This is a genomic window from Iningainema tapete BLCC-T55, from assembly GCF_014698965.1.
Classification (GTDB): Bacteria; Cyanobacteriota; Cyanobacteriia; order Cyanobacteriales; family Nostocaceae; genus Iningainema; species Iningainema tapete.
Window position 1 is genome coordinate 1 of record NZ_JACXAE010000086.1, and the last position, 26,958, is coordinate 26,958.

The following is a 26,958-nucleotide window of genomic DNA, read 5'->3' on the forward strand; positions in this document are numbered from 1 at the left end:
ATTTTTTCCAAGTCAGCCGTATCCATCACTTCGGTAATAATTCCTAAACCAGTAGCTTCACGCGCCAGTGCTAACAATGCCAGCGCACTTTCTCCATGTCCTTGAAAAGCATAAGGTGAGGTACGGGGTTTGTAAGCACCACCACGAATAAATTGTGCGCCTGCAGCTTTGACTACTTGTGCAGTTTCGACAATCATTTGTTCATTTTCCACTGCACAAGGTCCAGCGACAACAACCAATGGATGATTTTGACCAAAAGTTACTGGTCCATTGGGAGTGGGTACAATTACATTCGATGGTTCACCGTAACGAAATTCCTTGGAAACCCGCTTAAATGGCTGTTTAACTCTGGTGACTTGCTCAATAAATGGGCTAATTTGTTGGATGTGTTCTGGTGCCATCGCATTTGTCTCACCCACCAAGCCAATCACGACTTTATATTCACCAACAATTTTTTCTGCTGTAACTGGGTAACGTCCCAATTCCTCCATGATGCGTTCAATTTCCATTGCGGGGGTTTGGGATTTGAGTACGACGATCATTTTCTTTTCCCTTTCAATTATTTTTGGTTTTGAGTAAAGATGCTTTGGAAGAAGTCTCTACATTGTCTTGTTGTGTTCTGATTTTCTATAGCGGTAGGGATTGATCGTTTATGCTTTTCCGCCAGGAAATTTGTCGAAAAAATTTGAAAGTTTTTTCTGGAAGAATGAGTTGACACTGTGGATATCCGAAAGTATGGCTATACTTATGACACTCTTGTCAAAAAAGTTCGCTAAACTTCTTCTCTATTTAGTCTTTACGGTCTAGGGCAGGTAGCAGGAGTAGTCTCCACACCAGCATGAGAAGCTGTGGAGATGAGAGTTACCTCCCCTTTATTATTGAACACCCAACCAGTAGCGGGTAAAATTGCTACAGTTTCTGATTTAGGTTTGCGTGGTGTAGCAGCAGGTGTCTCTCTCCTATCGTGCTGTGTTGTCGTAGCTGATAGGCGAGTATCTGACCATACTACATCAGTACTCAGTGGTTCGTTAGGGTTAGGGGGCAAACCACCACGTCCGGTAACGGTGAAGGTACTTTCCTCGGAACCATCACCAAAGGCAGCACAGTTAGAAGCAATTAACTTTGGGGTATTTACTACATCTGTAGGTAGTTGCACGAACCCCCGGCTAGGGTCTACATCTGGTGTGTTAATAGTTACCTGACCGCTTAAAGAAGGATTTTGCTGAGAAATTGCTGTGATATCATTTGTCACAAGTTGACGCGGATCTAAATCTAGTGGACGCAATCTTTGAAGGTCTTGCAGGCTGAGTGGCGTAATACCAAAAATACCAGTAGCATTAATTGCGACTCTCCCGCCACTGCCACTAAAAGCATTAGCGGTGATGTCGCTATTTTCTCGTGGAACACCAACGATTAAGCCCGATTTGGCATTGATCGTAATGTTGCCGCCATTGCCCCCAGCAAGAGCTGTGCCTGCGTTGGTAGAAATGCTGCTGTTGCCACGGATGAGCATAAGGTCACGGATATTGAGGGTGATGTTGCCCCCATCTTGATCAGCAACAGATTCAGAGTTGATGATACCTCGGTTTTCTAGGGTAAGTTGGTTAGCATTGATGGTAATATCGCCCGCAGATCCTCTAATTTCTGTGTTAGCTGATACCCGCGCTCTATCAGTAATGGATAAAGAATTAGTGGTAATGTTGATGTCTCCGCCATTACCTGAAGTTCCTGGAAGCCGATCTTGTTGAGCTGCATCGCTGATAATACGAGCTTGAGGATTTGCCAGAGAAATAGAGTTCGCTTGGATAAAAATATTTCCTGCATCTCCTTGCCCTTGAGTTCTGGTGTTAATCTGTTGCTCCCCAGATAGCGATAAAATACCTGTGGTAATGTTGATATTCCCACCTCTTCCCACTGCTTCACGCTCTACCTGACTGAACGCTCCACTGGTAAATAGATCGGAACTGCCACTGAATATAACACTATCTTGTGCTGCAATAAAAATGTTACCTGCATTACCACGTGCTTCAGTATCAGAACGTAAGTTAGAACCACCATCAAGGAACAGCGAACCAGTTGTAATCTTGATATCTCCTCCATTACCATCTCCGCCTCTACCACTTCTGGTTTCGCAAGCGCAAGTCACTTCCGTGAAAATATCAGTGGAGCGCAATAAAGCTACTTGTTCCCGTGCTTCTATAATGACTCTACCTGAATTGCCTTTACTTGATGTACTGGTGGTTATTTGAGAATTAGACGCACGCAAAGAACCTGTTTTGATCGTAATATCGCCACCATTACCTTCTGCAAGGTCATTAACTCGGCTCAAAATCAAAGTTCCAGAGCGGGTAATATCATCTGAGTCATCTAGTGAAACTAGATCACGAGCAACGATATTTACTCCTCCAGAATTTCCGCGTCCATTAATATTTGAGGTAATTAACGCTTTATCACTAAGAAATAGTGAACCGGTGTTGATGCTTATACCACCACTATCACCAACTCCCCTAGAACCAATATCATTTTCAATGCTGCTTCTACCTTGCCCTGATAAAGAAACAGTGTCGCGGACATTAATTTCTATTCTCCCAGCATTTCCTTCACCGAAGGTACTGGCACTAATTGTCCCACCATTCCTAATCGCAACTGAGCCAGCTTGAATATTCACATTGCCGCCACTACCTGTCGCACCACTATAAACCCAAGCATACAAGCCACCAGGAATTTCATCCGCAGTAATATCAGCTATCTCTAGGAGTTCTTGAGCATTTATAACTAAGCTTCCTCCTTGCTTTGATCGCAAAGTACTAGCCTCAATAATAGAACCATCTGTGAGGCTGATTCTTTTACCCCAAACTTGTATATCACCAGCACCTTCTCCACTAGCATCAACTGATGCTTGTTGTGTCATTTGAATATTGCCAAAATTTTGCACTTCAGCATAACCCAAAGAAAAGCCTTTTTCGATGGGAGTTAAGTTAACTAAACCTTCAGAAGCTACGCTGCCTAATTCTATCCGTCCCCCAGCAGTTTTGAGCGTCGCCCCTTCTAAGCTGATATCACCACCCACCAATGCTAAGGTTTGATTGGGTTGTACTCTTAGCCCAGTTGTAGTATCAATTAATTCAGATGTTATCCTGATCCCTTGACCATTGCCCTGTACCTGAATCTTTCCAGGATTTGCGCCAAATTGCAATCTCATCGGAACGTTAATAGTTAACAGTGGTGGTGCTTGCGGATTAGTGGAGCTAAATTTAAATCCGTTGTTGAAGATCAAACTATCAGCTGTACTGGCGAAGAATGAACCATTTACATCTAGACGGGCATTTGGTCCAAAGATAATTCCGTTAGGATTGATGAAGAATAGATTAGCGTTGCCTAAAACTCCAAGTGTTCCGAGAATGTTTGAGGGATTACTTCCTATCACCCTACTCACAATGTTCTCGATTCCCGCAGGATTTGAGAAATAAGCTCCTCGGTTGGAATCAATATTGAATTGCTGAAAACTGTGGAAGAGATTATTTCCGTGCATCGCACCACCATCAATGCGATCGCTTGAAATACCATTAATGACTAAATTAGGAGTGACAACGGAACCTTCAGCACCTAAAGTCCCATCGGAGGTAATTTGGGCAAGAGCGCAATTTGCATTTTGGGCAAGAGCACTCCCAAGCGCAACACCGATAAACCAGCCCCAGTGAGTTCCTGTATCGAACATTGCTTTCTCCTAAGTGTTGCTGTAACTGAAACACTAGTGATACAATATATTAATGAGTAAATCACCATTTACGTTTCCGTAGCATAATTTATTTGTAAATCCTTAATTTTATTTACATAAATTTATTAATCATTTCTGTTAACTAATATTTAGTTTATTGATACTTTCTTTAAATTGTTCTGCTCTTTGCTGGTTAGGAATTTCTGCCACCAAAGTTTCGACAAGTTGCTTAGGAGTTAGATTGGGATGTTGATCTAAAGTATCTTCGAGAATTATAGAAGCAAATGGTCCAACAAAACTAGTCAGTTCACGCAGACAATGTTCTAAAAACTCTGGATTGCTAATTGCCGGAGCATTTCCTAGAGGTTGCTGTGAGTTAATAGAATTGTGAATCTTTCGGTACTTAGGTTGAAGAGAAACTTGAATGCGATTTCTAAACTCTTGCGCTTTTTGTGCATCAGGAATTGCTTTCACTAGTTTGTCAATGAATTCTTGTTGTGCTATCTGTGGGCTTTGTTCTAAAGTATGTTTCACTAAAACACTACCGAAAGGACCAACAAAACTAGTCAATTCTTGCCCGATAAAGTCTAAAAGTTTTGGGTTGAGAGAGACAGGCGATTCAGTGTCTATTTCACCGACTTGACTAAGTTTTTGTTCAAGATCTTTTAAAACTCGTAAATCTTCTGAATCTCTATTACGATCTAATTTTTGCCCCGTTTGCGCTGGGGGAATGCTCGTGTTATTTTGCGGTTTTTTCGGTAACAGGCTCGATATACGACCAAATGAAAATAGGGAATTATTATTGTTATTATTAAGTTCAATGATAATTTCTTGTGCTGACTGATACCGCTCTGTTGGTACTTCTGCCAGCATTTTTTCCAGTATGCAAGCGAAAAAGTTATTGATTCTGACATAAGAGCGCCATTGCCAGTTTAAAGAGTCATCGATCAACATATATGGCATTCTCGCAGTCAAAAGGACAACGGCACAAACAGCCAGTGCGTAAATATCGCTAGATGGGTAGGAATTTCCAAACCGCAACTGCTCTGGAGGAGAGTAGCCTATTTTACCAACTACTGAACCCTGAACTGACTGCGGCAATGAAGATGGGGTTGATAATATTTGGGTAAATTTCTCTTTAACTACCCCAAAATCAATCAGCACAGGTTTGGATTGGTTATGGGGAAGCATAACATTATCCAGTGAAATATCCCGGTGAATAATGTTGCGATCGTGGATATATTCCAAAACAGGCAACATATTTAGTAGCCATTCTTTTACTTCGGTTTCGGAAAATGGTCTACCTTTGTGAGAAACACGTTCAGATAAAATTTGTGCATAATTTTTGCCATCAATATATTCTTGGACAATAAATAGTCGCTGGTTCTCCGTCAAACAAGCCATAAATTTGGGAATTTGAGGATGCTGAATTTGGTATAAAACTTTCGCTTCTCTCTCAAATAGATCCCTAGATTTACGAATAATATCTTCTTTTGTGGTTGTAGGTACAAACTCTTTGATCACACAAGCTTCATTAAAGCGGTGAGTATCAGAAGCTAAGTAAGTTCGTCCAAACCCCCCTTGACCAATAATTTTTTCAATCAGGTAACGATTGTTGATTAAAGTCCCTGGATTAATTTCTGCAAACATTTTTAAACTTCTGTTTAACTAGATCATACTGTCTTTTATGTTATAGAAGTAAGCGATCCAAAATTATGCACTGCAATCTGGCTGTGTATTGCCGTCATTCATGTCAACGTTACAGCCTGGGTGAATCAAGAAAATTATTTAGTTGGCAGTAATGTTTTAATGTAGTTAAAAATACAAGATTTCGCAGGCATAGTCTTCTGGAGTTGGCTCTATCTGCCACACTAACCCTTCCCCAGCGCCCAAAGCTACTTCAACGTAAAGTCTATTTACAGAAGTTGTGGCTTTTGCTTGGTTACCATCGAATGGCTGTAAATCTTCTGTCAAGATTTGCAATTTAAATCCACTAGGAATCAGTTCGCCTCCTTCACTGCGTAGTTCAAAGCGCCATACACTATCTTCAATCTTACTTTTGGGTTGCAATCGCAGTTCGTATTTTTGTCCGTCAATGGTTAATCTGCGCACAAAGTGTGGTAGTGTTGTTCCTACAGCACCCTTCGCGCCTTCAAGACTTGGCTGTAAGTCTACTCTTCCCCAACCAAATTTTTGGGCAAATTCTGACACACCAGCTTGCGCCCATTGACGAATTGACCATTGTTGTTGTACTCCTTGACGTTGTTCGTATAAACGTTGTCTCCAGCCTCCATGTTCGAGGAGCGCTCCCCAAATTTCAAATGGTACGGACAGTCGTGGTAGAATTACTTTCGGATTTCCTAAACGCTGAAGTAAACTGTCTTTTTGGGCGATCGCTAATTCTGGTAAGGGTGCAGTTTCCAGACGAGTAACTTCCTCTGGACAGATTTGCGGCGCTATCCACATGATATTTAGATTAGAAATCAAGTTTTCGCCATCTAGACAATAAGCGCGATCAATTGCATCGTATGTTCCCCGATGCTTAAGTTGCGCGTGAGTAGCATATCCCCAAATCCGAATGTAGCCTTCTTCCAGATTGACTTGCACTGCCAGATAATAATCTGCTGCCCAATTGGGAATATCCACCCATTCTTGAGGAACACGTAGTTCGCTCACATCTAGCGCCTCAGTAGGAATTAATACCATTTTTGACTGACCGCAAGAAATACCTGTACCATCAACTACTTCCCAAATACTAGGTAAAGCCTTCACATCAGGAAAAGCACTAGCATTCTCGACGTATTCTGCCTGTATCCAGGGTAGAAAAGCGTTTAAGCTCAAACGGTTAAGAAATGCAGTCCAACGGCGATTGTCTGATGAAAAAGCTTGACTTTGCTGCCAAACTTTTGTTTGCTCAGCTTCAGAAATTTCTAAGCACAGATGTATAGGATTTATTAATGTAGCTGTATTTAAATTTGATGACATAATTTTTACTCCCTTTGCGGTGATGAACTAAATACTGACGCCATGAACTATCGCTCTATATAATTAATGGGTTTCAATACAACCAACTTAGGCACTAAGCTAACGTGCATTGCCGACAGCTATGAAGACTTTCTGGCGCTACGACTTGACAAATCCTAATAGTAAGCTTTTAACCATTCCTCTAAAATAGTGCTGATATAGCTTAGTACCGGCGAGTTTAGAGAAATATGCTGCGATTCTTTAGTCCAGCTGGCTAGCTTGACTAGTAATGTGTCTTTAGACTTGCTCAGCCGACGAGAAACCGTGTACTGTTTCACTCCTAATTCTTTTGCAATCTGCTGTTGAGTTAAACCTTGACTGTAGTAAAGTTTTATGATATCTTGCGATTCTTCATCAAGTTCGTTTAAAGCGGAGACTAACACATTACTAATTTGAGATTGCTGCGACTTTCTCTCTTGCAGTTCTTCTTGAGCAACTATTTCCGTTAGTAATGATTCCTGCCGCAGTTGCGGCAAAATATCTTGAAATTCTCCAGAATCATCATCCCCTCTCGGCGCATTCAGGGAACTAACATTGGGGTAAAAATAAGCGCGGGCTGCTTTCGCACAAGCCACTAGCCATTTTTCGATTGTTTCTCCATTGCACTCTGCCCCTGCTGGTGAAAGTTGAGTGTGTCTTTGTAAATTGTAAAGCTGAGCGATCGCGTGCCATACAGCGTCATCGGGTCTTTCCAGTTTGCGAGTTCCAGTTATTTGCTTTGGAGCATACTGGGCTTGATAGCATTTCCAAGCTAATACATAACGTTCTATCGTATCCGCACTCAGTCCAGCATTTTGTAAAGACTCTACCAACCGCTTTTGCGTCAGCCGCCGCAACAATCGCCAATTGCTGCAAATATCTACTTCGTGCTGCTCGCGTAGCATTTCCTTAAGTTCACTGCTAAAAACCGCACTGGCGTAATTCTTGAGATTAAAACCCATATCTGGTTTAAACCCTTTCAAAACCTTATCGGTCTTTGTAATCACCATTTGAAAGCAGTCAGATAAAGTGTATTGTTGAGACGAGAAACTAGTAACTGTTTTGTTCGCCGCCCAATAGCACACTTCTTGTAAATAAGCTGACAAATGTCCTCTTGCTAGACTTTCTGTTTGATTTTGCCACGATTTATACCAGTAAGTTACCCAAAATTTTTCCGAATTTTCTGGTTGTGATAGACGCGCCTCATGGTTAAGTATATTTCGACGCAGTTTAGCATCGATAGCCCAACCGATTACCCTTTCAGCGTCGAATTGTAAGAAAGTCGTAAATAGCTCAGTGATTCCTTGTCGAGAGCGCATAAACTAAACAACTTCATAAACGCATATCTATATCATAGATACACTTATAGCTTAAATGAGGGTGCTACAATATTTATATGCCCTTTGGTACTCTATTTTAGATAATTTGTCAAACCTGATTTAGGTAGATTTTGATTTTGATGAATTTGGGTGGTACACAATCAAAACTAAACGAGTTTTCCTGAATAAGATTATTACATTTTGTAACCTTTTCAGTAATTTACTAAAATAAATATGTCTTATAAGTAAGAGTGAAGGTGTTTAAAACTGCTGATTGCCGCCCTAGTTGATTTGACTAAACAGATTCAAAGTGAATTATCGAAGTTATTTTTAGGATTATGAAGTATGTCTCCTCTCGGCGTTGGTTCAAGTTACTCAACTAATACATTAACAACAGGAGAAGCCAAGCTGTGGATTTTACTGGTAGGTGTTAACGAATATCTTGATCCCAGCTTGCGTTCTTTGCGCTACCCAGCGTTAGATTGCCAAGGCTTAGGAGAAGCGCTCAATATTGCCACTCAAGCGTTTCCTAATAAAGAAGTGATTGTTCATAACGATTTAGCGGCACAACCTCCTACCTTGCAAATGGTTCGTGGCAGCTTGCACAGGATCGTATCACAATCTCAATCCCAAGACTCAATCTTGTTATACTTCTCTGGGCATGGAATGTTAGATCCGAATACTCAGCAGGCTGTACTATGTCTAGCAGATACCCACCAAGATGACTTGGTAGCTACAGGGTTAGGGATGCAAGAACTGGTGCGAATATTAGGGGCTAGTCCTGCCTACCAACAGTTAGTTTGTTTAGACACCTGTCATAGTGGTGACATGAGATTGTTGCGGGGACGTGGAGTGGCTAGAGATGCAGTCGCCGAGATGCCCAATCCCACAACACAAATGATGGAAGTTTTGAGACAACGTGCTGCTCAAAGTAAGGGATTTTGCGCTTTGCTATCCTGCGATCAAGGACAACAGTCTTGGGAGTTTCCAGAATTAGGACATGGAGTCTTCACTTACTATTTAATGCAGGGACTATTGGGTGGAGCGGCTGATGCACATGGAATGATTGAAGCCGACGGACTTTACAAATATGTTTACCGCCAGACATTACAGTATATTAATAAATTAAATCAGCAACTGCGTATAGTTAACGAGCAAAAGCTCAACCGTGGCGATAGTAATCTCCTTCCAGAATATCCTCTACAAACACCGAAACGAATTGTAGAAGGCGTAGGAGAGTTAATAGTTGGATTTAAGTCGGCAGAAGCTGAAGCTCACGAGCAGCGGCGTGCGCTGATTATTGATGGACTTTCAAACAAGAAAACTACGATTAACTTGAGTCTATTATTAGGTGGCTCTGGTGGTTTTGAGGTGGAATATTTTCCGCAAAAAGACCAAAATTCAGATCTACGCTCAACAATCCAAGGATTTACTCGTTGCCAGGGTGAAGCAGAAACAAAACCCGCAACGCTTGGGACAATAAAAAATAAACATACGTCCTTATTATATATACGTGGGCAAATCGAAGAAATTGAAGATGGAGAAGCCTGGTTAATTTTAGGTGATGATATGCGTCTGAGTCGTTCTTGGTTAAGACAAGAGCTACGCCGCGCAAAAACTCAACAAATAATTATTTTGGATTTAATTATCTCAGATTCTTCTGCTGCTTCTATAGAGAATTGGATAGAAGATTTGCAAAGTGACCCAGACCGTGGACAATGTTTAATAGTCGCGGCAACAAGATCTGATGAGCCAGAATTATTTTCCCAAATAATTTTACAAACACTTGTTGCAGTAAATCCGCAAACTGGATTACCAGTTGCTAAATGGATTACTCAATTACAAACGCTTTCACAAGCTAAAGGAATTAACTTACATACCTGGCTCTCAGGTGCGCAAGCAGTAATTGATATTTTACCTGGTAATATTAGCACGATTGTTCAAAATTTTCGTGAGCTAAAAGAACCTAAAGTTCAAGAAAACAAACAAGAAAGCAACAAACAAGAAGGCAAGAAAAACTTGTTTCAGAATGTTCTATCTTTTTCTACTAACTTATCTTCACGTCCCTCACAAAAGCCGTCTCCTACTCAGTTAGATGTTAATGTCTCAGTAACCAAACAACCTCAAAATTCATTACTAAGCTCAGAACAATATGCCAACTTGGAACAGTTACTGAAGCAAACAATAGGCCCGATTGCGCCGAAAATTTTACAAAAAGCTGTGATGCAGGCAGCAAATTGCCAAGAATTAGTGGAAAATTTAGCTACCTACTTAGTGCCTCAGCAACAAAAAGAATTTTCAAAACGGGCAACAGCTATAGTTTCAGTTCACAATCCATTATCTCAATCGTCAAAAGGGCAATATCAAGTAATTGATGCCAACTTTATCAGTAAATGTGAGCGTGAGTTGGCTTATTTAATTGGTCCGATCGCTAATTTTCTCATTACAGAAGTTTTACAATCTCACCCGCAAATTTCCCTCACAGAATTTGTCAATAAGTTAGCTAAGGAAATTCCCGAACCAAAACAAGCTCTGGAGTTTGAGCGACGCATTTTAGATCAATAGAAATCGACCGAATTTAATTGTTTGTTGTCGATAATTATTGTAGAGACGTTCCATAGAACGTCTCTGAGCTTGTTTTTTACGGATGATTTTTATTTAACATATTGAGAGCAATTTCTAAACTATACCTCATCCGATTAAATGCTTCTGCTAAATTGCCAATTTCATCTTTAGACTGTTTACCAAAATTGGCATTCATATCACCTACACTAACTTGTTCCGCTACAGTAGCAATTCTTTTAATCCGCTGCAGCACAGTCGTTTTCAACAACTGATTCATAATAATCACGAGGGCTGTAAAAATCAGCCCAATTACTCCTACGATCAAAACCAATGCCTGATTTGCTTGTGTAAAAATATCTTGAGCCGGAACATAAATAATTTGAGCTGCAACAATTTGGTTCAGCTTCCACCCCATACCATTATCTTTTCCGTAAGTCGCTATTTGACTTTTTGGTGCTTCTCGATAAGTGGTATGACAGCGCAAGCAACTTTGCTGTTCTATTATAAAAGGTCTGGCGCTGTAAAACAGTTTTTCTCCGCCTAAATTTCGGTAGCCGGATTTTGTTTTTAAACTGGTATTTAGCTGAAATTCTTCCACAATCTTCGTTTCAAATTCGTCAGCTTTATCTCGCGGATTTGTTGGATTCGGTGCCGCGTCTTTGTAGGCAAAATGCGCATATTCTTTGTTTTTACGGAAAAGTTCAAATGTCTCTCTAGTGGCAAATGTTGGTATGGCTTCTGAGATGAACTGCTTTTGAGTGTCTAATTGGGGTAACAACAAAGGTTGTAGGCGATTATTGGTGTAGACTCTTACCGAGTTGGCAACTTGCATCAGAAGCAAAGCTTTAGAGTTTACTGCATTCTCTGCTTGTTTTTGGAGTACATTTGACAAAGCGATACCACTAATTAAAATACCGCACAAAAAAACTATAATTAAACTTAAATTAACTTTAGTTCCTATTTTCATGATTCTTTTTTTTACTAAAAATAACTAGGAGGCTAAGATCCCCGACTTCGTAAAAGTTGTCGGGGATCTTGTTGTTTACGAATGATTTAGGATTGCTATATACATTTTATTGTAAGATAATGATTGACATTGTTAGATAATAACAAGGTGTCATGTCAGACAAATATTAGCTAAAAACTGTTGATGTCGTCCCTACTTTCCCGCCGTTTATTTATTCTACAGATGCTTCTGCTTATAACTGCCTGTGCAGAAGAGGAAACATCAAATCAACAACTAGAGTTAGTGCTTGGCGTGATTAGCTATGAAGAAGGAAAACAAACACTAGAAAGATTTGCTCGCTTTCGCAATTACTTGGGTGAAAAACTCAGAGCAATAATTCAATTAGAACCAGCTTTTAGTCAAAATTTAGCGCTTGAGCGTATTCAGAACCGTGATTGGTCATTAGTTTTTGCTCCTGCGGGTTTGGCAGCAATTGCCAGCGCTAATTATCAATATTTACCAATTTTCCCTCTCCAGATAGAGGGCGCGTCACGTTCGATCTTTGTTGTTCGTAAAGATAGTCATTTGCGACAATTGAAAGATTTACAAGGTAAAGTAGTAGCTCTCGGTCAACCCGGTTCCGCCGCTGGATATTATTATCCATTGTACCATCTTTATGGTTTCACATTAGCATCTATCTTATTTTCTCCTACACCGAAAACAGTGCTTGAATGGGTAGCACAAGGAAAGGCAGCGGCTGGTACTATTTCCTTGGAGGAATTTAATTTGTATAAGACACAATTAGGTGCAGCAGAGTTTCGCATATTATTCTCAAGTTCTCAAAACGTTCCACCAGGTGCTGTTTTGATTGGACCAAATGTTGAAAGAAATCGTCAAGAGAGAATTCGCAGTTATATGAAAAATGCTCCTCCTAATTTGGTTGCAGACGTTGGATATTTACCAAACGCAGACGCACCCAATTATCAAGATATGATTTCTATCGTCAAACGGGTAACATCTATTGCTGATCGTCTTAATGCCAAACCTGTTCGCCTATTTTGATGATCGTTTTCACCAAATTTTCCTACTTCTGATTTTTATTTAACATATTGAGAGCAATTTCTAAACTATACTTCATTCGATTAAACGCTTCAGCTAAATTACCGATTTCATCTTTAGATTGTTGATCGAAATTGGCATTCATATCGCCTACGCTAACTTGTTCTGCCACAAGAGCAATTCTTTTAATCGGCTTTAGCACAGTTTTTTTCAACAATTGATTCATGACGATAAGAATGGCGGTAAAAATAATTGCGAGTACTCCGAGTATGAGAATTAATGCCTGATTCGCACTTCTGAAAATCTGTTCAGCCGGAACATAAATAATTTGAGTTCCCAGAATTTCATTGAGCTTCCACCCAAAACCATTGTCTTTTCCGTAAGTGACAATTTGACTTTTTGGAGCCTGTTCGGGAGTAGTATGACAACGCAGACAACTTTGCTCGTGAATTACAAAAGGTTGGGCGCTATAAAACAGTTTTTCTCCAGATACATTTTGGAAACCATATTTGGTTTTTAAACCTGGATTTTGCCGAAATTCTTCCACAATCTTCGTTTCAAATTCGTTAGCTTTATCTCGCAAATTTGTTGGATTCAGTACGGCATCTTTATGGATAAAATTCGCATACTCTTGGTTTTTTCGTAAAAGTTCAAATACCTCTCTAGTGGCAAATGATGGTATTGAGTCTGGGATGAACTGTTCTTGAGTCTCTTCTTTCTGTGCTAACAAGGGATGTACGCGCTGGTTGGTATAGTATCTAAATGAGTTGGCAATTTGCATCAGAGTCTCGGCTTTAGAGGTAACCTCATTCTCGGCTTTTGTTTGTAGTACATTTGAAAGAGCGATCGCACTAATTAAAATACCGCCGAGAAAAACTATGATTAAAATTAGATTAACCTTAGTTCCTATTTTCATGGTGATTATTTTGACTGAATCTAAAATAAATCAAAAAGTTCATTAGTCGATCGCGAACATGAATGTCATCGTATCTTTGCGACCGAAACCAATACGAATACCCGGTTTTAACTTGTACCAAACACCCGGTATTACTGGATAATTGTTAATAAAAGTGCCGTTAGCACTGTTCACATCTTGGATATAGTAATCATCACCATCATAACGAATCTGAGCGTGAACTCGTGAAATAACTCCAGAATTGGGGAAATCTGTAAGATCAACTTCAGGGACAATCATAGCGCTCGACTTACCGATATTAATTACCTGAAAATGTTCCGGCAATTCAATTAACCGATTAGTTTCAACATGTAATAGCTGTGCATGCGGAATTGTTGGCGTTGCAGGAAGAAAAGATGTAAAGCTTTGTGTAGTCTCCGTTGTAGGGCGAAAAGATGTAGGGATTTGTGGAATTTCCGTTGGTTCCTCACCACGATTTGGTATTGGTAGCTGTAGAGTTTTGGCAGTGAAATCAAATATTTTCGTAGTGAGCGCGTAATTAAAAATCGCAAATGAAATCAGGGCAATAACACTGCTGGCAAAAAATACTGCTTGTATTCCCCAAGCAAAGATTGCTAAGCTGCCCAGAAACGGACCAAGTGTCTGTCCCCATGACATAATTGAGGTATTTACCGCCATAAATCCCGCCCGAGATTCTTGTACAGAAAGTCCTGCTAACAGTGCTTGGGAGGATGGAAGCGCAATCCCTTGAGCAGCCCCTAGTAAAAACAGTGGGATGAATAGCAACCAAAAGTTAGGCATCAGAGGGAGAAGTAACAGGGCGACTGCAAACAGAATAAAAGAGAGTTTGATCAGTTTGATTTCCGAGATTTTTTCAGTCAAACGCCCCAATTGAGCAGCAAAGAGCGCCAGCGCAATCGACATACTTGTTAGCAGCAAGCCATTTACCGCATCTGTTGTCCGGAACTTATTTGCTGCCAAGAATGGGATATAGGTTAAACATAAAGTTTGCAGCAAGAACAGAGACATTACCGCAAACAACAGCCCTAGTACGTGACGATTGTTTATGCTGCTCCAGGTAGTTTGGAGATAAGATTTGAGTTGAAATTTCTCTGTGTTTGGCGCTCGCCTTGGTAATCTTAGTCCTACCAAAACCACAAATGTCAGGGGAATCGCCAGTAATCCCAGTAAAAATGTATACCGCCAGTTAAACTCCCCTAATATCCCACCAACTAGAGGAAAAATTGCCCCACTCATACCAATAATCCCGGCATTAACTGCCATCGCCATGCCTAACGTTCTCCCGCGATAAAGATCGCCGATTACGGTCAGTTGTAAGGGTTCCAAGCTAGCAGCACCAATACCTTGTAGAAATCTTCCGCCTAAATGAGTCGTGAAAATAGATGAAAAGCCACTTAACCCAGCACCTAAGGCAAACACTAGCAACGAAGGAATCAGGACTTGTTTTCTGCCTAAAATGTCAGCTAAAATGCCAAATATTGGAGTAATAATCGCACCAGGCACTTGAAAAAGTGTTGATATCCATGAAGCTTCAGCTTCTGTAACTTTAAAAAATTCTTGTATGGTTGGCAATGCCGGATTATAAAGAGTTCCCCCTAAAATTCCGATCAATGTTACAAAATTTACAATTAAAAAATTCTTATCTCGAAAGATGTTGGTTGAGCTTTTTGGTTGGCTTGCTGTAGTTGGCTGATTCATAATTTTTATTTAGTGACTAATAGTTTACTTGATAATTCTGGTAATTTAATTATTTACAGAGGGTTGAACGCTATACATTCGATTTCCACTCGTGCATTTAAAGCTAAACCGCTTGCTCCTAACGCACTTCTTGCAGGTAATCTTGAAGGCGAGAAATAAGCAAGATAAATCTCGTTCATTGCGCCCCACTCTTTTATATCCGCAAGCATGATCTTGCATTGAATTAGCCGATCAATAGATGAACCATGCCGTTCCAGAATACGTTTAATATTCTCCATCGTTTGTTTTGTCTCAGCTTTGATTCCTCCACTGACAAGTTGTTTCTTTCCGGGAATGTTGCCGATTACTCCTGAGAGGTAAAGCATATTACCCACACGTACTGCTTCTGAAAAGGGAAGATTTATAGAAGTTGTCTCAACAGAGGTGAGATATTCTACTGTATTATCTGACATTTTTTGCTGATTTTTGCTGATTGTTTTACTGTCTAGCTTTTACACTATAAGATAAAGTAGTACTCAAAAAAATGACAGTGATAAAAAAAGATGTAAACTTCATTTCAGTTTCCGCAGCATATTAAAAATTGTTAACTGTTAATTGTTGTGTTCAATTAACTATTAACAATTAACAATTAACAATTAAACTAATCCGCTAGAAGCAACAGCTTAAGATTTTTCTACTAAGCTGGAATCACTTTTAGTTTTCCTTAAGCCAAAGAGAACAATCAAACAGCTTAAGAAGATAAAGTTACTGATGCCTTTGATCGCGATTTCGGTGCTAGTTTCCAGCCAAGGAATACCTTCAGGTAATCCCATCGCCGTAATAATAAACATCCTGCTTAAACCAAATGCTGCACCCAAAAACTCGGCAATCATACCAACATAAGCACTGATGAGAAGCATCCAAAAATTTACTCTAGCAACCCAAAGTGGTAACTTGAGGTGTGGGTAGCTTAGACCGATAACAGCTAAGAAAACTCCTTGTGTAATTCCGAGCAAATGGGTAGCTAGTCCTGCACGTGGATTAGCATACAAGGGTAAGAATAGACCGGCAACAAATCCTAATAAACTAATAAAAATACCATGCCAAAGAAGTCCACGTCTAAAATCTTCACTCTGAATGCTATCCATCACATTAGATGGCGTTCCTAATAAATTAGATTGAGAAGGTGTCTCAAGGGTACTCATTTTTCCTCCATTCATGTGAAGTAAAAAGCTATCTAAGTTTGCTACTAGGTGGTTACTTCTAACTTAAGGTGAACAAAAATTTTTTTGTTTGAGGTACTTGTTTACCGATAATACAATACTACAAATAAGGCATTTCAGCAACCGTATTCATCGGCAAAGATCTCCTCTGCTCCCCTGAAAAAGGGGGATTTGATACCTCCCCGATTAAGAGGGGTTGGGAGGATCAAATCTATAAGATTGAAGCATCGTGGCTTGGGCTATCAACCCGTGTGGCGATCGCTTAAAAATTACGCAGGAGGACCACCTAATTTTTGACCAGTTTGAGGTCCAACAACACCATCTGCTGTTAAGCCGTTGTCCTGTTGGAATTTTTTCACAGCATTTTCGGTTGTTGCATCAAAACTGCCGTTAACTGCACCTGCGTCAAGATATCCCTTTGCTGATAGATCGCGTTGTAGTCCCTCGACAATTGGACCTGTGGAACCTAGTTTTAAAGTTGGAGGTACGTTACCACTCATTGTTCTGTTTCTCCTAAATGAATAAAATCAACTAATGTGCGAAATGGAAATTTGAAAAAGCAAGAAGTATGAAGTGGGAAAAATATAAACTTGTGATTCTTCAACCTTCTTACTTCTTTTTATCTACCGTCAGACTTCTAAGTTTTATGCAGGAGGACCACCTAATTTTTGACCAGTTTGGGGTCCGACAACACCATCTGCTGTTAAGCCGTTGTCCTGTTGGAATTTTTTCACGGCATTTTCGGTTGTTGCATCAAAACTGCCGTTAACTGCACCTGCATCAAGATATCCCTTTGCCGACAGATCGCGTTGCAGTCCTTCTACCATTGGACCTGTGGAACCTAGTTTTAAAGTTGGAGGCATATTCATTGTTCTGTTTCTCCTGAATGAATAAAATCAACTAATGTGCGAAATGGAAATTTGAAAAAGCAAGAGGTATGAAGTGGGAAAAATATAAACTTGTGATTCTTCAACCTTCATACTTCTATCTACCGTCAGACTTCTGAGTTTTATGCAGGAGGACCACCTAATTTTTGACCAGTTTGGGGTCCAACAACACCATCTGCTGTGATACCGTTATCTTGCTGGAATTTTTTCACTGCATTTTCAGTGTTTTCACCAAAGTTACCGTCAACTGCGACTGTATATCCCCGTCCAGATAAGTCACGTTGCAGGCGTTCTACATCAGGACCGGTGGAACCTAGTTTTAAAGTTGGAGGCATATTCATTGTTTTGTTTCTCCTTGAATTAGATATGTTGGAAAATTCTGAAGCCAATTTTGCTCAGGATGACTTCAATTCAATGGCACGCAGGTACTGTAAGCACGCTACGTTACCAAAGCTTGTGATGGAGAGCAGATCTTGTCAATTCACGCCACATCCCACTCCACCTTTAGGTGGGAGTAACCACGAAATATCATATTTGGAGAGTGGATAAGTTCTTGGTTTGGGCTGAGTCGTAGATTTGGTAGCCGCCGCGATAAGATCTCCAGCGCAATTCTTGCTTCCCGACGGGCGAAGTTGGAACCAATACAGCGATGAACTCCATGACCAAATGCAAGATGGTTGGGAGTGATATCTTTAAAGCGTTCTATCTCAAGACTATCGGCATTGCTGTACTTAGTTTCATCCCGATTAGCGGAGCCATAGATTAAATAAATTCTACTACCCTGGGGTAGCGTCATTCCTGCTAGCTCAACTTCTTGTGTAGTTGTGCGAGTCATTGATGTGACAGGAGCATCATACCTAACTATCTCTTCAATAGCCGTAGGAATGAGTGACGGATTGTCACAAATAGTTTGCCATAATTGAGGACGCTCTAGCAAGTGTTTTAGAGCATTGCCAATCATATGGGAACTAGTCTTATGTCCTGCTTGTATTAACCCACATAAAATACTGACTAACTCTACCATAGTTAAGTCAGAAGAAAGTACATTGCTGATTAAATCGTCTTGAGGTGCTTTGCGTCGCTCCTCAATGAGACTGGCAACGTAGTGCTGCATCGCCACAAAACTGCGAGCGCATTCTAGCTGACGTTCTGGCGTCATGGGCGTGGAGAGCAATTCATCCATGTCATAGCACCACTTTTTGATATCTGCCATTCTGTCTGAGGCGATACCATACATAGTGAGGATGGCTTCAAGGGGCAGTGGGTAAGAAAATTGCGATACGATGTCAGCGTGACCATCATTGACAAAACTATCTACCAACCTGTTAGCAATCGTCTTAATTGGTCCTTCCATTGCCTCCAGCCGCTCCGGTGCAAACACTTTCATAAAAGGAGCACGCAAGCGTTTGTGTTCTTCACCGTCGCTATTGACCAAATCACGAACTCGCGGAACACCTTGCTTGAGGGCTTCACGGGTTTCAGGTGTAAATTCAATCACAGGAGCGAGAGTATCCCCTGAAGAAAATCTTGCTGGATCTTTAAGTACTTTCAAGATTTCATCATAGCTAGTAAGAACATAACCTTTCAACAATGGGCTATAAAATAGCGGCTCCTGTTGTCTTGCCAATTTATAAAAGGAATATGGATCTTCTAGCTGTGGGTTGACAAATGGTTGGTACTTCTCCCCAAGATGGGGGCAAGTTTTATTTTCAGATTGTCCCATCATAAGTTTACATGTTTCTCTACTTTGTTTTGGTTTTTATTTCTGACAATCAATACTGAATGAATTACCTTCTGGATCAACTCCTTCGGCAATTTTTAATCCTGGCGAAGGAGAACGAATTTCACCAAGTTTGACACCGCGTTCAGTCAGTTCTTTATAAGCGGTTTCAATATCATCAACATGAAACGCTAATAATGAGGGTTTATTGGTAGCAAATTCCTTATCTACATTGCCGTGCAACACGAAAGTACATTCGCCTGTAGTAAACTCCACCCATTGCTTATCAATGCGTCCTTCTATACTTTGCCGAGATTTGATTGCTAAACCCAACTTGTTCTGGTAAAAGTCGGTTTGTGTGTCTATATCTTTGACGTAGAGGATAGCTTTTGTCAAACCTTGTATAACACTCATGTGAATTGCACCTTGTTTACGAAAAAATGTTTTTAAGGGTGCTAATTGCTAATAGTTAATAGTAGTAAAGCAATTAGCAACTAACCATTAGCAATTAGCTTTAAGCAGGTTTTTTGAAGGCAACGTGCAGGTGGTTGGGACCATGAAACACGATGTTGTTTGCCCAATCAATCTTTTCGTCTAGCAGACGCATTTCTGGTAAGCGGTTGAGCAGAACATTTAAGGCGATCTGACCCTCAGCACGGGCTAGCCCTGCACCAAGGCAGAAGTGTATACCACCGCCAAAGCCGCTGTGTTTGTTTTCCTCACGCTGTATATCTAAGACTTCGGGGTTTTTGAAGCGGGCTGGATCTCGGTTGGCGGAACCAAGCATTAGCCCTATACTGTCCCCGCGCTTGATTAACTTGTTGCCCACTTCAACGTCTTCGTATGCCCAGCGTGTCACCATCTGAATCGGGGTATCGTAGCGGATAAGTTCTTCAACTGCAGGGGGGATCAATTCGGGATGCGATCGCAACAGGTTAAGTACTTTTGGGTTTTGCAGCAATGCCAAAGTCCCCTTGGCGATCAAGTTAATTGTGGTTTCGTGTCCTGCAGTCAACAGGTGGGTACAAGTAGCAACGATTTCAAAGTCGGTCAGTTTGTCTGCTTCATCAGCCGCCTTGACTAGTGCTGAGATTAAATCTTCACGTGGATGCGCACGTCGCTCTGTAATTAGAGGTGTGAAATAGTCAATAAATGATTGAGCTGCTTGATTTGCCCGCTCGTAGACTTCTGGTGGTGGTTTCAAACGGGAGGCGCTGGCTTGCTGCATGGCAAGCGCCCATTCACGAAACAACGGTAAGTCGTCTGGATTAGCACCGAGCATAATCGCAACTACCTTGGTGGGCAGAGGGAAAGCGAAGTCTTCAACTAAGTCTAATTCTCCACGGTTCTGGACTTGATCGAGCAGATTGTCGGCGATTTGGAAGATGGCAGGACGGATGTTTTCGACAATTTTGGCACTGAATGCCTTGCTAGCCAGGGATTTTAGCCGTGTGTGATTGGGCGGTTCCCGGAAGACTATCCAGTTACTTACTAAAGACAGGAACGCATTATATGCTGTTGGCACTGGTGTGGTTTCAACGTCCTCTCTTTCGTTTAAAGTCTCGCGACCAAATCTGCGGTCTTCCATCACCTTCATCGCATCTTCATAACGGAAGATGTACCAAGCACCAGGCAATTGGGGATTCGCCGATACTCCCCAATGTACGGGATCTTCTTCTCTATAGCGACGATAGACAGTGTAGGGGTCTTGGATGACTTCAGGGATAAATGGGTTTAATCTTTCTATTGTTGAAGTAGACATTGTTTAACCTCCAAGAAAAAGTTTTGAGTTGAGACGCTTGGGTAGCGCGTTTTTACAAGGACACAAGTTGCAATGGATACCGCAGGGTAGACAGCATTTGTGTCATTTGTTCACGTCCGGCGTTGAAAACTACTGCTACAGATGGTCTTTTCTCCAGTCGTCTGACATAATTTGTCAAGTTTTCTAGGTGTTTGTAGTTATAGACCATACGTAGGTAGGCAAGGGTGGGAGCGGCGGCACAGTCGGCGATTGTAAACTCGGAACCTCCGAGCCAAGTACGCTCTGCCAGTTTTTCATCAAGCAGTTCGAGCGCTGTTTCCAATAACCGTTTTGCTTTGAGCACCTCTTTTTTGCCTCGTTCTTCAAGTGGACGTTGGGTATCGGCAAACAAAGCCTCTCGCCCACTGTTGATGTATACATCAATAATTCGTTCGAGCATCCGCACTTCTATTGCTCTTTCTGAATCAAGAGGAATGAGGCGGGATGTATTAGGAAAGTTTTGCTCTAAATATTCTATAATTATGTTTGCCTCAAATATGACATTATTTTTTTCTGTCATTAGGGTGGGTATCTTGCTAAAAAGGTTAATTTGCATGTACTTTTCCCTAAAATCGGGGTCAAACAGATTTACAGAAATTGGTGTAAAGTTAACTCCTTTCTCGTACATAGCGATGAGGACTCGTTGGGAATAGGATGATGCTGGGGCGTAGTAAAGTTTCATAATATTCTCAGTTATCGGTTGATGTTTTATCCATAGGGGAGAACAAAATGGATATATGCATTTTTTTGGGATTTGGGGACTGATAACTGAGAACAAATTTTAATGAAACAAAGACTGGGGATGATTAGCCAAGTCTTCAAAGAATCTGGCGTAGAAATCAAACATCTCGTAGACGCTGCTGTGGATAACTTGAGTAGCGCGTGCCTGATGCCCAAGTTGCTCAAATCTTCGAGCGATCGCACTCATCGCCAATTCTGGGTTAGGGATATAAATGGGGGTTTCAATCTCAAAAGATGGACCGGCTGTTTTACCATATTTACCTGAGGGCATACTCATCAACAATTCCCCAAGAGGACGCATCATTCCTGTCATCACGTCAATGCCCGCATTCATCAGCTTGGAGCGACGCAAACTACCAGTGGGCATTAAGCCGAAGTGTTGCACCATCAACTGCATCATTATAAAGTAAGTTTCGTTGAATATTTCCATCACCGCCCTGGTTTGCGGAACAGTGACAACATTGGTGTTGTAATCGCGATGATGCACAGAAGGATTGCGCAAAGCTGGGTAAGAAGGATTCCACGGTACTTTTCTTCCCGTCTCGGCGTCATGCATCTGCTCTTGTGTTAGCGCATCTGCCACACGACGGAATTGTTGGTAGTGTGATCGCGCAAATTTTGGCGACTCTGCGTGACAACCTTCGCCCTGTTCGACAATCATATCAATCGCAAATAGCGCCGTCTTCAGATCGTCAACTTGCATCTGGTAGTCTGGGTGAGCCTTGTTTAAATCATCGCGCATAAACAAACGATGTTCGCCGCCAGTACTACCTTTTTTCACCATAAATAAATCGGGAATATTCACAAGTGCCTCACGAATCTGACAATACAGTTCGCTCAATGCACTATAACCGTGCAGGCGTTCAACTGTAGGATTGCTCGATGGAACTTCATGGGCAAGTTTTTCCTCCAAAAAGTCGGGCATCTCCAAGCGAACAAAACGCTGGATTGTAGTAGCATTAAATGGTTCTAAGGCTAAGTCTACATCAATTGGGAAGCGTCGATTTAATTCATTAAAATCAGGGCAGGCAGGATAAAACGGTTCTCCAATCGCCATCAATATATTGTTAACCAACAAGAAGTGAATCATTTCCTCGCGAGACACTTCAATCAACACACCCCGCATACCATAATTATGGACTTCCTTACCATCTCCACAGGCTAAATGCAACTGTTCAGTAGTCCACAAACCTCGTCGCACATATTCTTCACCAGTGGCGTAGTTGGGGATCGAGTATCCCGCATAAATATATTGCAGCATCACCGCCACTTCCACCTCAGCCGCTTGTTTCAAGGCGACAACCAACTCTTGGCGTGTTTGAATCGTGCGCTGGAGAGGCTTTGGCTCTGGTTGTGCTAAAGGAACGTAACCGACTCGCTGCTGATTTTTGAGGAACTTCCGCAGGAGTGTTGCCTTGGGTTGGGACATATCCCGCGATGGCGGCATATAGTATGTTTTGTATTTATTCTTCGGATCGGACATTTGCCACATCAAACGGGAGTAAGTCTCTACCTTACATTTATCAGCAAGACTGAAGACATCCGCTTTCATAAACGAGAAAGCCAACTCGTAGAAAGCTAAGACGTGTTCGTAGATGAGGTTAAAATCTACAGCTTCATCTGGAATACTTTCCAAGTGCCAATCATTACTCATTACCCGAACAGCAAAGAAGCCCGCACCAGACCAGAAACCTAGTTTGTTATCATTATCGTAAGCAATAACCGCTTCATCTTGGTGATTTGTATCACAATTTAACTCATCAGAGCGAGTGGAAAGTAACACTTTTGCAGTTCCTGAGTTAGCACCCCTTAGTGTTACCCAACCTCTTCCCAAAGAATCTGTAGAAATTACGCATGTGGGGGCAAAGTCTCCCTTAGACTCTCTTCCTGGTTTAAAGTGAATAATTTCCATTTCACTACTGCGAGGGAAGTGAGTCTTACCTTCATCATCAAGCAGTTGAGGAAAAGCTCTAGGATTGTAGAATTGTTGCAGATAGACAGACTCAACCGCTGCCGGACGTCCGCGCACAAAAGACCGCACCTCTAACTCTACAGCATGATCTTCACCGCGCTGTAGATTAGGAAACTCTATAAACAGACAAGCGTCATCTACCTGAAGATTGATTTCTTCTTCTTGCACTAGAACTCGTCTTTCTCCGTCTGGCGGCGTGCCGATGATGCACAAACCCTGCTGTTCAATTTCATCACAGATGTTTTCAAACTTGGACGCTAGCGGTACATCTATAATTCCACTTGTCAGTTGATGCGCTTCCCGTTGATACGCTTGTTTGGGTATGGAAGCTATTAACTTTTGACTGTGTGTACAAACAAACAAGTCACCCAGTTCTAGCTTTTCACCAATAGTATGAGTAGGTCCAGGTCCTGGCTTCGCTGCGCGTCCCACACACGGTACTGCCGTGACCATGTTTAAACTTACACCTTGAGGAGTAACTTGCAGGGTGAGGTTTGATAGCGTAGATTCTGCTTGATTGTTTACATGACGAGGAGTTAGCAGCCGACCATGAGGGTAGGTACTTAGTTCATCTTTACACCATAATCCGATAGTTCCGTGCAATTCCCAAAAAGTTGGTGAGTCTGGTTGTTCTGGGGCGGACATATTACTAATGCTAAATTGCATTACCAGTCCCAACACTTCCTCACGATTCATTGCTGCTCGCAACATAGAGACAGTTGGCGACTGGACGGCGTCTTCGCCCCACAGCCAATCTTCGGCATCTTTAGGAATAGTAAACTGATAAACAGCCGCTCGTTTAAACTCATCGTTGAGGCAATGTTCGGGCAATTCGCGGATATGGTTGAAGTCTTGCCAACGAGCTAACTGCATTCCGGAGATCGGTGCGGAAAGCATGTATGGCACTTCATTAGAAGCACCCAGCCGTCCAAAGTTCAACTGCCCCAACATAATGGTGTTAGTCCAGTTAGAAGCAGGATCGCATTCAAAGAAGCGGGCGCGATTGAAAGTTGTTTTAACGTATTCGTTATAATGACCCCATAAATCAACATTGCGTCCGACTACTGGATCGCGATCGTCAACTTGTCCAAACTCGCGTTGCGTACTGACAATTTTTGCTTCAATCGAGAAGTGACCATTACCACCAAAGTCCCATCCCATTGCCATACTAAAAGGACCATTTTCATCCAATTCCCCTTGAGCATTATATCTGGGTCCCAAATTGTAGAGATATTTGTGGTACTCAGATGCGGGAAAATTATGGTCAACAGGTTTGCCATTCATATAGCAAGTGTTGGTACTAAAATCCACGCTGCCGTTTTTATGTCCTGTAGGAGCGTGGATACGAGCGAAACCCTGGAAGTGTAGGCGGGGAAAATCTAAAATACTCATAGTAAAAAACCACCTTCATTGCTTTGGGTAAAAAACGGACTTGTTGAATCACTGATTACGTCAAAAAAAACACATGATTTGCAGTAATATGGTTGATTATTTACGGATATTACGTAATAAAGTGATGTTTTGTTACTTAATTTTTACCTGATAATTACTGTAATCTTGACTTTTATGTATTTTACAAGACATTTTTAGTTGGCTCCCAAATACATTGTGTTTGTCACAAATGTTATTTCTTGTTTTCTTCGGTTTTTCTTTATAAATAGCACAAGATAATTTAGCAAAGGTTGATACTCATAAAGTCACAATTAGTATGTAGATTTCACCCAATTGAACTTATGCAGTAATAAACGTGAGGGGGGTCTGGATGTGATGTATCCTTAGAAAACATAGGAAAAAAATGCGCCCCCCATTGTCTGGGTATACTCAAGGCGAGTTGATGATTAAGCAGCAATAGCTGGTTGAGGCTGGTGTTGTGGTGTAATAACATTCGGCTTGATGGTAACAAGTTTGTGATTGTGTTTGTGAGCAACAAGATCGTAGACAGATTCCAGTGCTGACTCAATTGAACCCTGTAGCCAAGCCGGATATTTAGAACAATGTTCACCAGCGAAGAACAGTTTGTTTTGTGGTCTAGCTGCTTCCAAGTAAGAAATTGTATGATTAGATTCATCACTCATATCGTCACTCCAGTGAACAGTGCATCCACCCGCACTCCACTCGTAGTTACCCCAAGCAATGGAAGCGACATCTTTAATCATCCCCGGAGTTTGAAGTTCTGGGTGAACTTGACTAACAACGTTTTTAACGTAACCGTGACGAGAAGATTCATCCATCATCCCCAAACGTGTGGCATCATCACCGATGGTATAACTTGCTAACATTGTACTACCACTATTGGGTTTGAATTTCACCGAAGGATAGTATGTTTGGCGAACACCATCACCACTGAAGGATGCACCACCGTTAATCCCCTGTTGTTCCCAAAAAGGTTGTGCAGTGTGGAAGGCAACTTTGGTCGCCGGACAATATATAGTATTGTGGATTGAGTCGAGTTTACGAGCGTCAAATCCGCCCAACTCCATTTTGCGCATGACTGAGAAGGGAATTGTGCAGAGTACATAGTCACAAATCCGGGTATGTAATTGTCCGTTTTCTACATAATCCAATTCAACACAGTCATCTAGTACCCGTATTGCCACAATTTTTTGATTACACTTAATTGGCGCAGAAATTGAAGCCGCAAGACGTTGGATTAGTTGATCCATTCCGCCTTTAAGTTGTAACAAATCGTGGCTGGTTTCCACTAAAATGTCAGAAAGGAACATATCTAATGCTTTGCTGCAACGAGCGCGGAAACCTGGATTATCTTGGATAAATGCCTGTAGGTCGATTTTTTCGCCATCTTCACTAAAGTAAGGTTCTAAATCTAACCGTTCCAATTCATCCATTAAATGTGATTTGAGATCCTGCTCTAAACTTGCACGCAGATTACCAGGAGAGATGGTATCAACGATGGTTTTCAGCCATGCGGCAAACAGTTGGGTTTTCTCGCTGTAGCGGGAGTCTGTAAAGATGCCTTGATAGCGATCGCGGAAGATGCGAGGAGCGTCTTTGATCTGAAATATTTTACCATTGACGTTCATGAAAGCGTTTTGTTCTTCAAAAACGGTAACAAATTTACAAAGTTTGTCATCCAACCCCATTTCCGAGACATAGTGCAGTGTATGCTCATGTGATTTGGGAATCCGCATTGCGCCGAGTTCTGCATAGGGTGCGTCTGATTCATTACCGAAACGATGTGTTAAAACTCGACCACCGATGCGCGGGCTGCCTTCCATTATATCTACTTGGTGACCTAACTTTTCTAACTCGTAGGCGGCAACTAAACCGGCAATTCCTGCACCCAAGATGGTGATACGCTTTCCTGGTTGAAAGTTAGCTAGTTTGCACAGATAAAGCATTGTTGTAGTATCCATTTTTGACTGCCTCCAG

At 41.5% G+C, this 26,958-nt stretch carries 20 protein-coding genes and 1 pseudogene; 2 read left to right on the plus strand and 19 right to left on the minus strand.

Annotated features, from left to right (window positions below; all coding sequences use genetic code 11):
- From ICL16_RS28035 to ICL16_RS28055, 5 genes and pseudogenes are all read right to left on the minus strand, one after another.
- Nucleotides 1-542, minus strand: a pseudogene (locus tag ICL16_RS28035) (3-deoxy-7-phosphoheptulonate synthase); the annotation flags it as partial.
- A gap of 254 nt (nucleotides 543-796) precedes the next feature.
- Nucleotides 797-3,718 carry a two-partner secretion domain-containing protein gene (locus tag ICL16_RS28040; protein WP_190834729.1) on the minus strand — a complete coding sequence of 974 codons (2,922 nt, stop codon included), beginning with the start codon at nucleotides 3,716-3,718 and terminating at the stop codon, nucleotides 797-799.
- A 138-nt stretch (nucleotides 3,719-3,856) separates the two neighbouring features.
- Nucleotides 3,857-5,368, minus strand: coding sequence for a serine/threonine-protein kinase (locus ICL16_RS28045; protein WP_190834731.1), 1,512 nt, complete (start codon nucleotides 5,366-5,368; stop codon nucleotides 3,857-3,859).
- A 165-nt stretch (nucleotides 5,369-5,533) separates the two neighbouring features.
- Complete coding sequence (locus tag ICL16_RS28050) at nucleotides 5,534-6,703, minus strand: DUF1822 family protein (RefSeq protein WP_190834733.1); 1,170 nt, start codon at nucleotides 6,701-6,703, stop codon at nucleotides 5,534-5,536.
- Nucleotides 6,704-6,858: 155 nt separating this feature from the next.
- Entirely contained in the window at nucleotides 6,859-8,040 is a 1,182-nt protein-coding gene (locus ICL16_RS28055; protein WP_190834735.1) for a sigma-70 family RNA polymerase sigma factor, read from the minus strand.
- 345 nt (nucleotides 8,041-8,385) lie between these two features.
- Between ICL16_RS28055 and ICL16_RS28060 the strand changes: the two genes are divergently transcribed.
- Complete coding sequence (locus ICL16_RS28060) at nucleotides 8,386-10,605, plus strand: caspase family protein (protein ID WP_190834744.1); 2,220 nt, start codon at nucleotides 8,386-8,388, stop codon at nucleotides 10,603-10,605.
- A gap of 76 nt (nucleotides 10,606-10,681) precedes the next feature.
- Here the strand turns inward: ICL16_RS28060 and ICL16_RS28065 are convergent, their stop codons facing one another.
- On the minus strand, nucleotides 10,682-11,572 hold the full coding sequence (locus tag ICL16_RS28065; protein WP_190834747.1) for a c-type heme family protein: 891 nt from the start codon (nucleotides 11,570-11,572) through the stop codon (nucleotides 10,682-10,684).
- A 222-nt stretch (nucleotides 11,573-11,794) separates the two neighbouring features.
- Between ICL16_RS28065 and ICL16_RS28070 the strand changes: the two genes are divergently transcribed.
- Nucleotides 11,795-12,613, plus strand: coding sequence for a phosphate/phosphite/phosphonate ABC transporter substrate-binding protein (locus ICL16_RS28070; protein WP_238360986.1), 819 nt, complete (start codon nucleotides 11,795-11,797; stop codon nucleotides 12,611-12,613).
- 22 nt (nucleotides 12,614-12,635) lie between these two features.
- Here the strand turns inward: ICL16_RS28070 and ICL16_RS28075 are convergent, their stop codons facing one another.
- From ICL16_RS28075 to ICL16_RS28135, 13 genes are all read right to left on the minus strand, one after another.
- A complete protein-coding gene (locus tag ICL16_RS28075) occupies nucleotides 12,636-13,526 on the minus strand; it encodes a c-type heme family protein (RefSeq protein ID WP_190834751.1) in 891 nt (296 codons plus the stop codon).
- Nucleotides 13,527-13,568: 42 nt separating this feature from the next.
- Entirely contained in the window at nucleotides 13,569-15,245 is a 1,677-nt protein-coding gene (locus tag ICL16_RS28080; protein ID WP_190834753.1) for an MFS transporter, read from the minus strand.
- Nucleotides 15,246-15,298: 53 nt separating this feature from the next.
- A complete protein-coding gene (locus ICL16_RS28085; RefSeq protein ID WP_190834756.1) occupies nucleotides 15,299-15,697 on the minus strand; it encodes a RidA family protein in 399 nt (132 codons plus the stop codon).
- 210 nt (nucleotides 15,698-15,907) lie between these two features.
- Nucleotides 15,908-16,429, minus strand: coding sequence for a hypothetical protein (locus ICL16_RS28090; RefSeq protein ID WP_190834758.1), 522 nt, complete (start codon nucleotides 16,427-16,429; stop codon nucleotides 15,908-15,910).
- A gap of 287 nt (nucleotides 16,430-16,716) precedes the next feature.
- Nucleotides 16,717-16,947 carry a peptidoglycan-binding domain-containing protein gene (locus ICL16_RS28095; RefSeq protein ID WP_190834761.1) on the minus strand — a complete coding sequence of 77 codons (231 nt, stop codon included), beginning with the start codon at nucleotides 16,945-16,947 and terminating at the stop codon, nucleotides 16,717-16,719.
- Nucleotides 16,948-17,091: 144 nt separating this feature from the next.
- Nucleotides 17,092-17,316: a peptidoglycan-binding domain-containing protein gene (locus tag ICL16_RS28100; protein WP_190834763.1), complete on the minus strand. Its 225-nt coding sequence runs from the start codon at nucleotides 17,314-17,316 to the stop codon at nucleotides 17,092-17,094.
- A gap of 140 nt (nucleotides 17,317-17,456) precedes the next feature.
- Nucleotides 17,457-17,675 (minus strand): peptidoglycan-binding domain-containing protein, encoded by a 219-nt coding sequence (locus ICL16_RS28105; protein ID WP_190834765.1) that lies wholly within the window; start codon nucleotides 17,673-17,675, stop codon nucleotides 17,457-17,459.
- A gap of 140 nt (nucleotides 17,676-17,815) precedes the next feature.
- On the minus strand, nucleotides 17,816-19,060 hold the full coding sequence (locus ICL16_RS28110) for a cytochrome P450 (RefSeq protein ID WP_190834767.1): 1,245 nt from the start codon (nucleotides 19,058-19,060) through the stop codon (nucleotides 17,816-17,818).
- A gap of 33 nt (nucleotides 19,061-19,093) precedes the next feature.
- Entirely contained in the window at nucleotides 19,094-19,468 is a 375-nt protein-coding gene (locus tag ICL16_RS28115; RefSeq protein ID WP_190834769.1) for a VOC family protein, read from the minus strand.
- A gap of 100 nt (nucleotides 19,469-19,568) precedes the next feature.
- Nucleotides 19,569-20,816 (minus strand): cytochrome P450, encoded by a 1,248-nt coding sequence (locus ICL16_RS28120; RefSeq protein WP_190834771.1) that lies wholly within the window; start codon nucleotides 20,814-20,816, stop codon nucleotides 19,569-19,571.
- A gap of 52 nt (nucleotides 20,817-20,868) precedes the next feature.
- On the minus strand, nucleotides 20,869-21,537 hold the full coding sequence (locus ICL16_RS28125) for a glutathione S-transferase family protein (RefSeq protein ID WP_190834773.1): 669 nt from the start codon (nucleotides 21,535-21,537) through the stop codon (nucleotides 20,869-20,871).
- A gap of 99 nt (nucleotides 21,538-21,636) precedes the next feature.
- Entirely contained in the window at nucleotides 21,637-24,960 is a 3,324-nt protein-coding gene (locus ICL16_RS28130) for a ferritin-like domain-containing protein (protein WP_190834775.1), read from the minus strand.
- A 446-nt stretch (nucleotides 24,961-25,406) separates the two neighbouring features.
- The gene (locus ICL16_RS28135; protein WP_190834777.1) at nucleotides 25,407-26,942 is read right to left on the minus strand and encodes a flavin monoamine oxidase family protein; all 1,536 of its coding nucleotides are present in this window, start codon (nucleotides 26,940-26,942) and stop codon (nucleotides 25,407-25,409) included.
- Nucleotides 26,943-26,958 lie beyond the last annotated feature (16 nt).

What these genes read in the sequence shown, in the direction of transcription:
- ICL16_RS28045 (WP_190834731.1), bottom strand. Translation starts at nt 5,368, where the DNA reads ATGTTTGCAGAAATTAATCCAGGGACTTTAATCAACAATCGTTACCTG.
- ICL16_RS28105 (WP_190834765.1), bottom strand. Translation starts at nt 17,675, where the DNA reads ATGAATATGCCTCCAACTTTAAAACTAGGTTCCACCGGTCCTGATGTA.
- ICL16_RS28040 (WP_190834729.1), bottom strand. Translation starts at nt 3,718, where the DNA reads ATGTTCGATACAGGAACTCACTGGGGCTGGTTTATCGGTGTTGCGCTT.
- ICL16_RS28125 (WP_190834773.1), bottom strand. Translation starts at nt 21,537, where the DNA reads ATGAAACTTTACTACGCCCCAGCATCATCCTATTCCCAACGAGTCCTC.
- ICL16_RS28115 (WP_190834769.1), bottom strand. Translation starts at nt 19,468, where the DNA reads ATGAGTGTTATACAAGGTTTGACAAAAGCTATCCTCTACGTCAAAGAT.
- ICL16_RS28070 (WP_238360986.1), top strand. Translation starts at nt 11,795, where the DNA reads ATGCTTCTGCTTATAACTGCCTGTGCAGAAGAGGAAACATCAAATCAA.
- ICL16_RS28075 (WP_190834751.1), bottom strand. Translation starts at nt 13,526, where the DNA reads ATGAAAATAGGAACTAAGGTTAATCTAATTTTAATCATAGTTTTTCTC.
- ICL16_RS28090 (WP_190834758.1), bottom strand. Translation starts at nt 16,429, where the DNA reads ATGAGTACCCTTGAGACACCTTCTCAATCTAATTTATTAGGAACGCCA.
- ICL16_RS28065 (WP_190834747.1), bottom strand. Translation starts at nt 11,572, where the DNA reads ATGAAAATAGGAACTAAAGTTAATTTAAGTTTAATTATAGTTTTTTTG.
- ICL16_RS28120 (WP_190834771.1), bottom strand. Translation starts at nt 20,816, where the DNA reads ATGTCTACTTCAACAATAGAAAGATTAAACCCATTTATCCCTGAAGTC.
- ICL16_RS28060 (WP_190834744.1), top strand. Translation starts at nt 8,386, where the DNA reads ATGTCTCCTCTCGGCGTTGGTTCAAGTTACTCAACTAATACATTAACA.
- ICL16_RS28050 (WP_190834733.1), bottom strand. Translation starts at nt 6,703, where the DNA reads ATGTCATCAAATTTAAATACAGCTACATTAATAAATCCTATACATCTG.
- ICL16_RS28095 (WP_190834761.1), bottom strand. Translation starts at nt 16,947, where the DNA reads ATGAGTGGTAACGTACCTCCAACTTTAAAACTAGGTTCCACAGGTCCA.
- ICL16_RS28130 (WP_190834775.1), bottom strand. Translation starts at nt 24,960, where the DNA reads ATGAGTATTTTAGATTTTCCCCGCCTACACTTCCAGGGTTTCGCTCGT.
- ICL16_RS28135 (WP_190834777.1), bottom strand. Translation starts at nt 26,942, where the DNA reads ATGGATACTACAACAATGCTTTATCTGTGCAAACTAGCTAACTTTCAA.
- ICL16_RS28085 (WP_190834756.1), bottom strand. Translation starts at nt 15,697, where the DNA reads ATGTCAGATAATACAGTAGAATATCTCACCTCTGTTGAGACAACTTCT.
- ICL16_RS28055 (WP_190834735.1), bottom strand. Translation starts at nt 8,040, where the DNA reads ATGCGCTCTCGACAAGGAATCACTGAGCTATTTACGACTTTCTTACAA.
- ICL16_RS28110 (WP_190834767.1), bottom strand. Translation starts at nt 19,060, where the DNA reads ATGATGGGACAATCTGAAAATAAAACTTGCCCCCATCTTGGGGAGAAG.
- ICL16_RS28100 (WP_190834763.1), bottom strand. Translation starts at nt 17,316, where the DNA reads ATGAATATGCCTCCAACTTTAAAACTAGGTTCCACAGGTCCAATGGTA.
- ICL16_RS28080 (WP_190834753.1), bottom strand. Translation starts at nt 15,245, where the DNA reads ATGAATCAGCCAACTACAGCAAGCCAACCAAAAAGCTCAACCAACATC.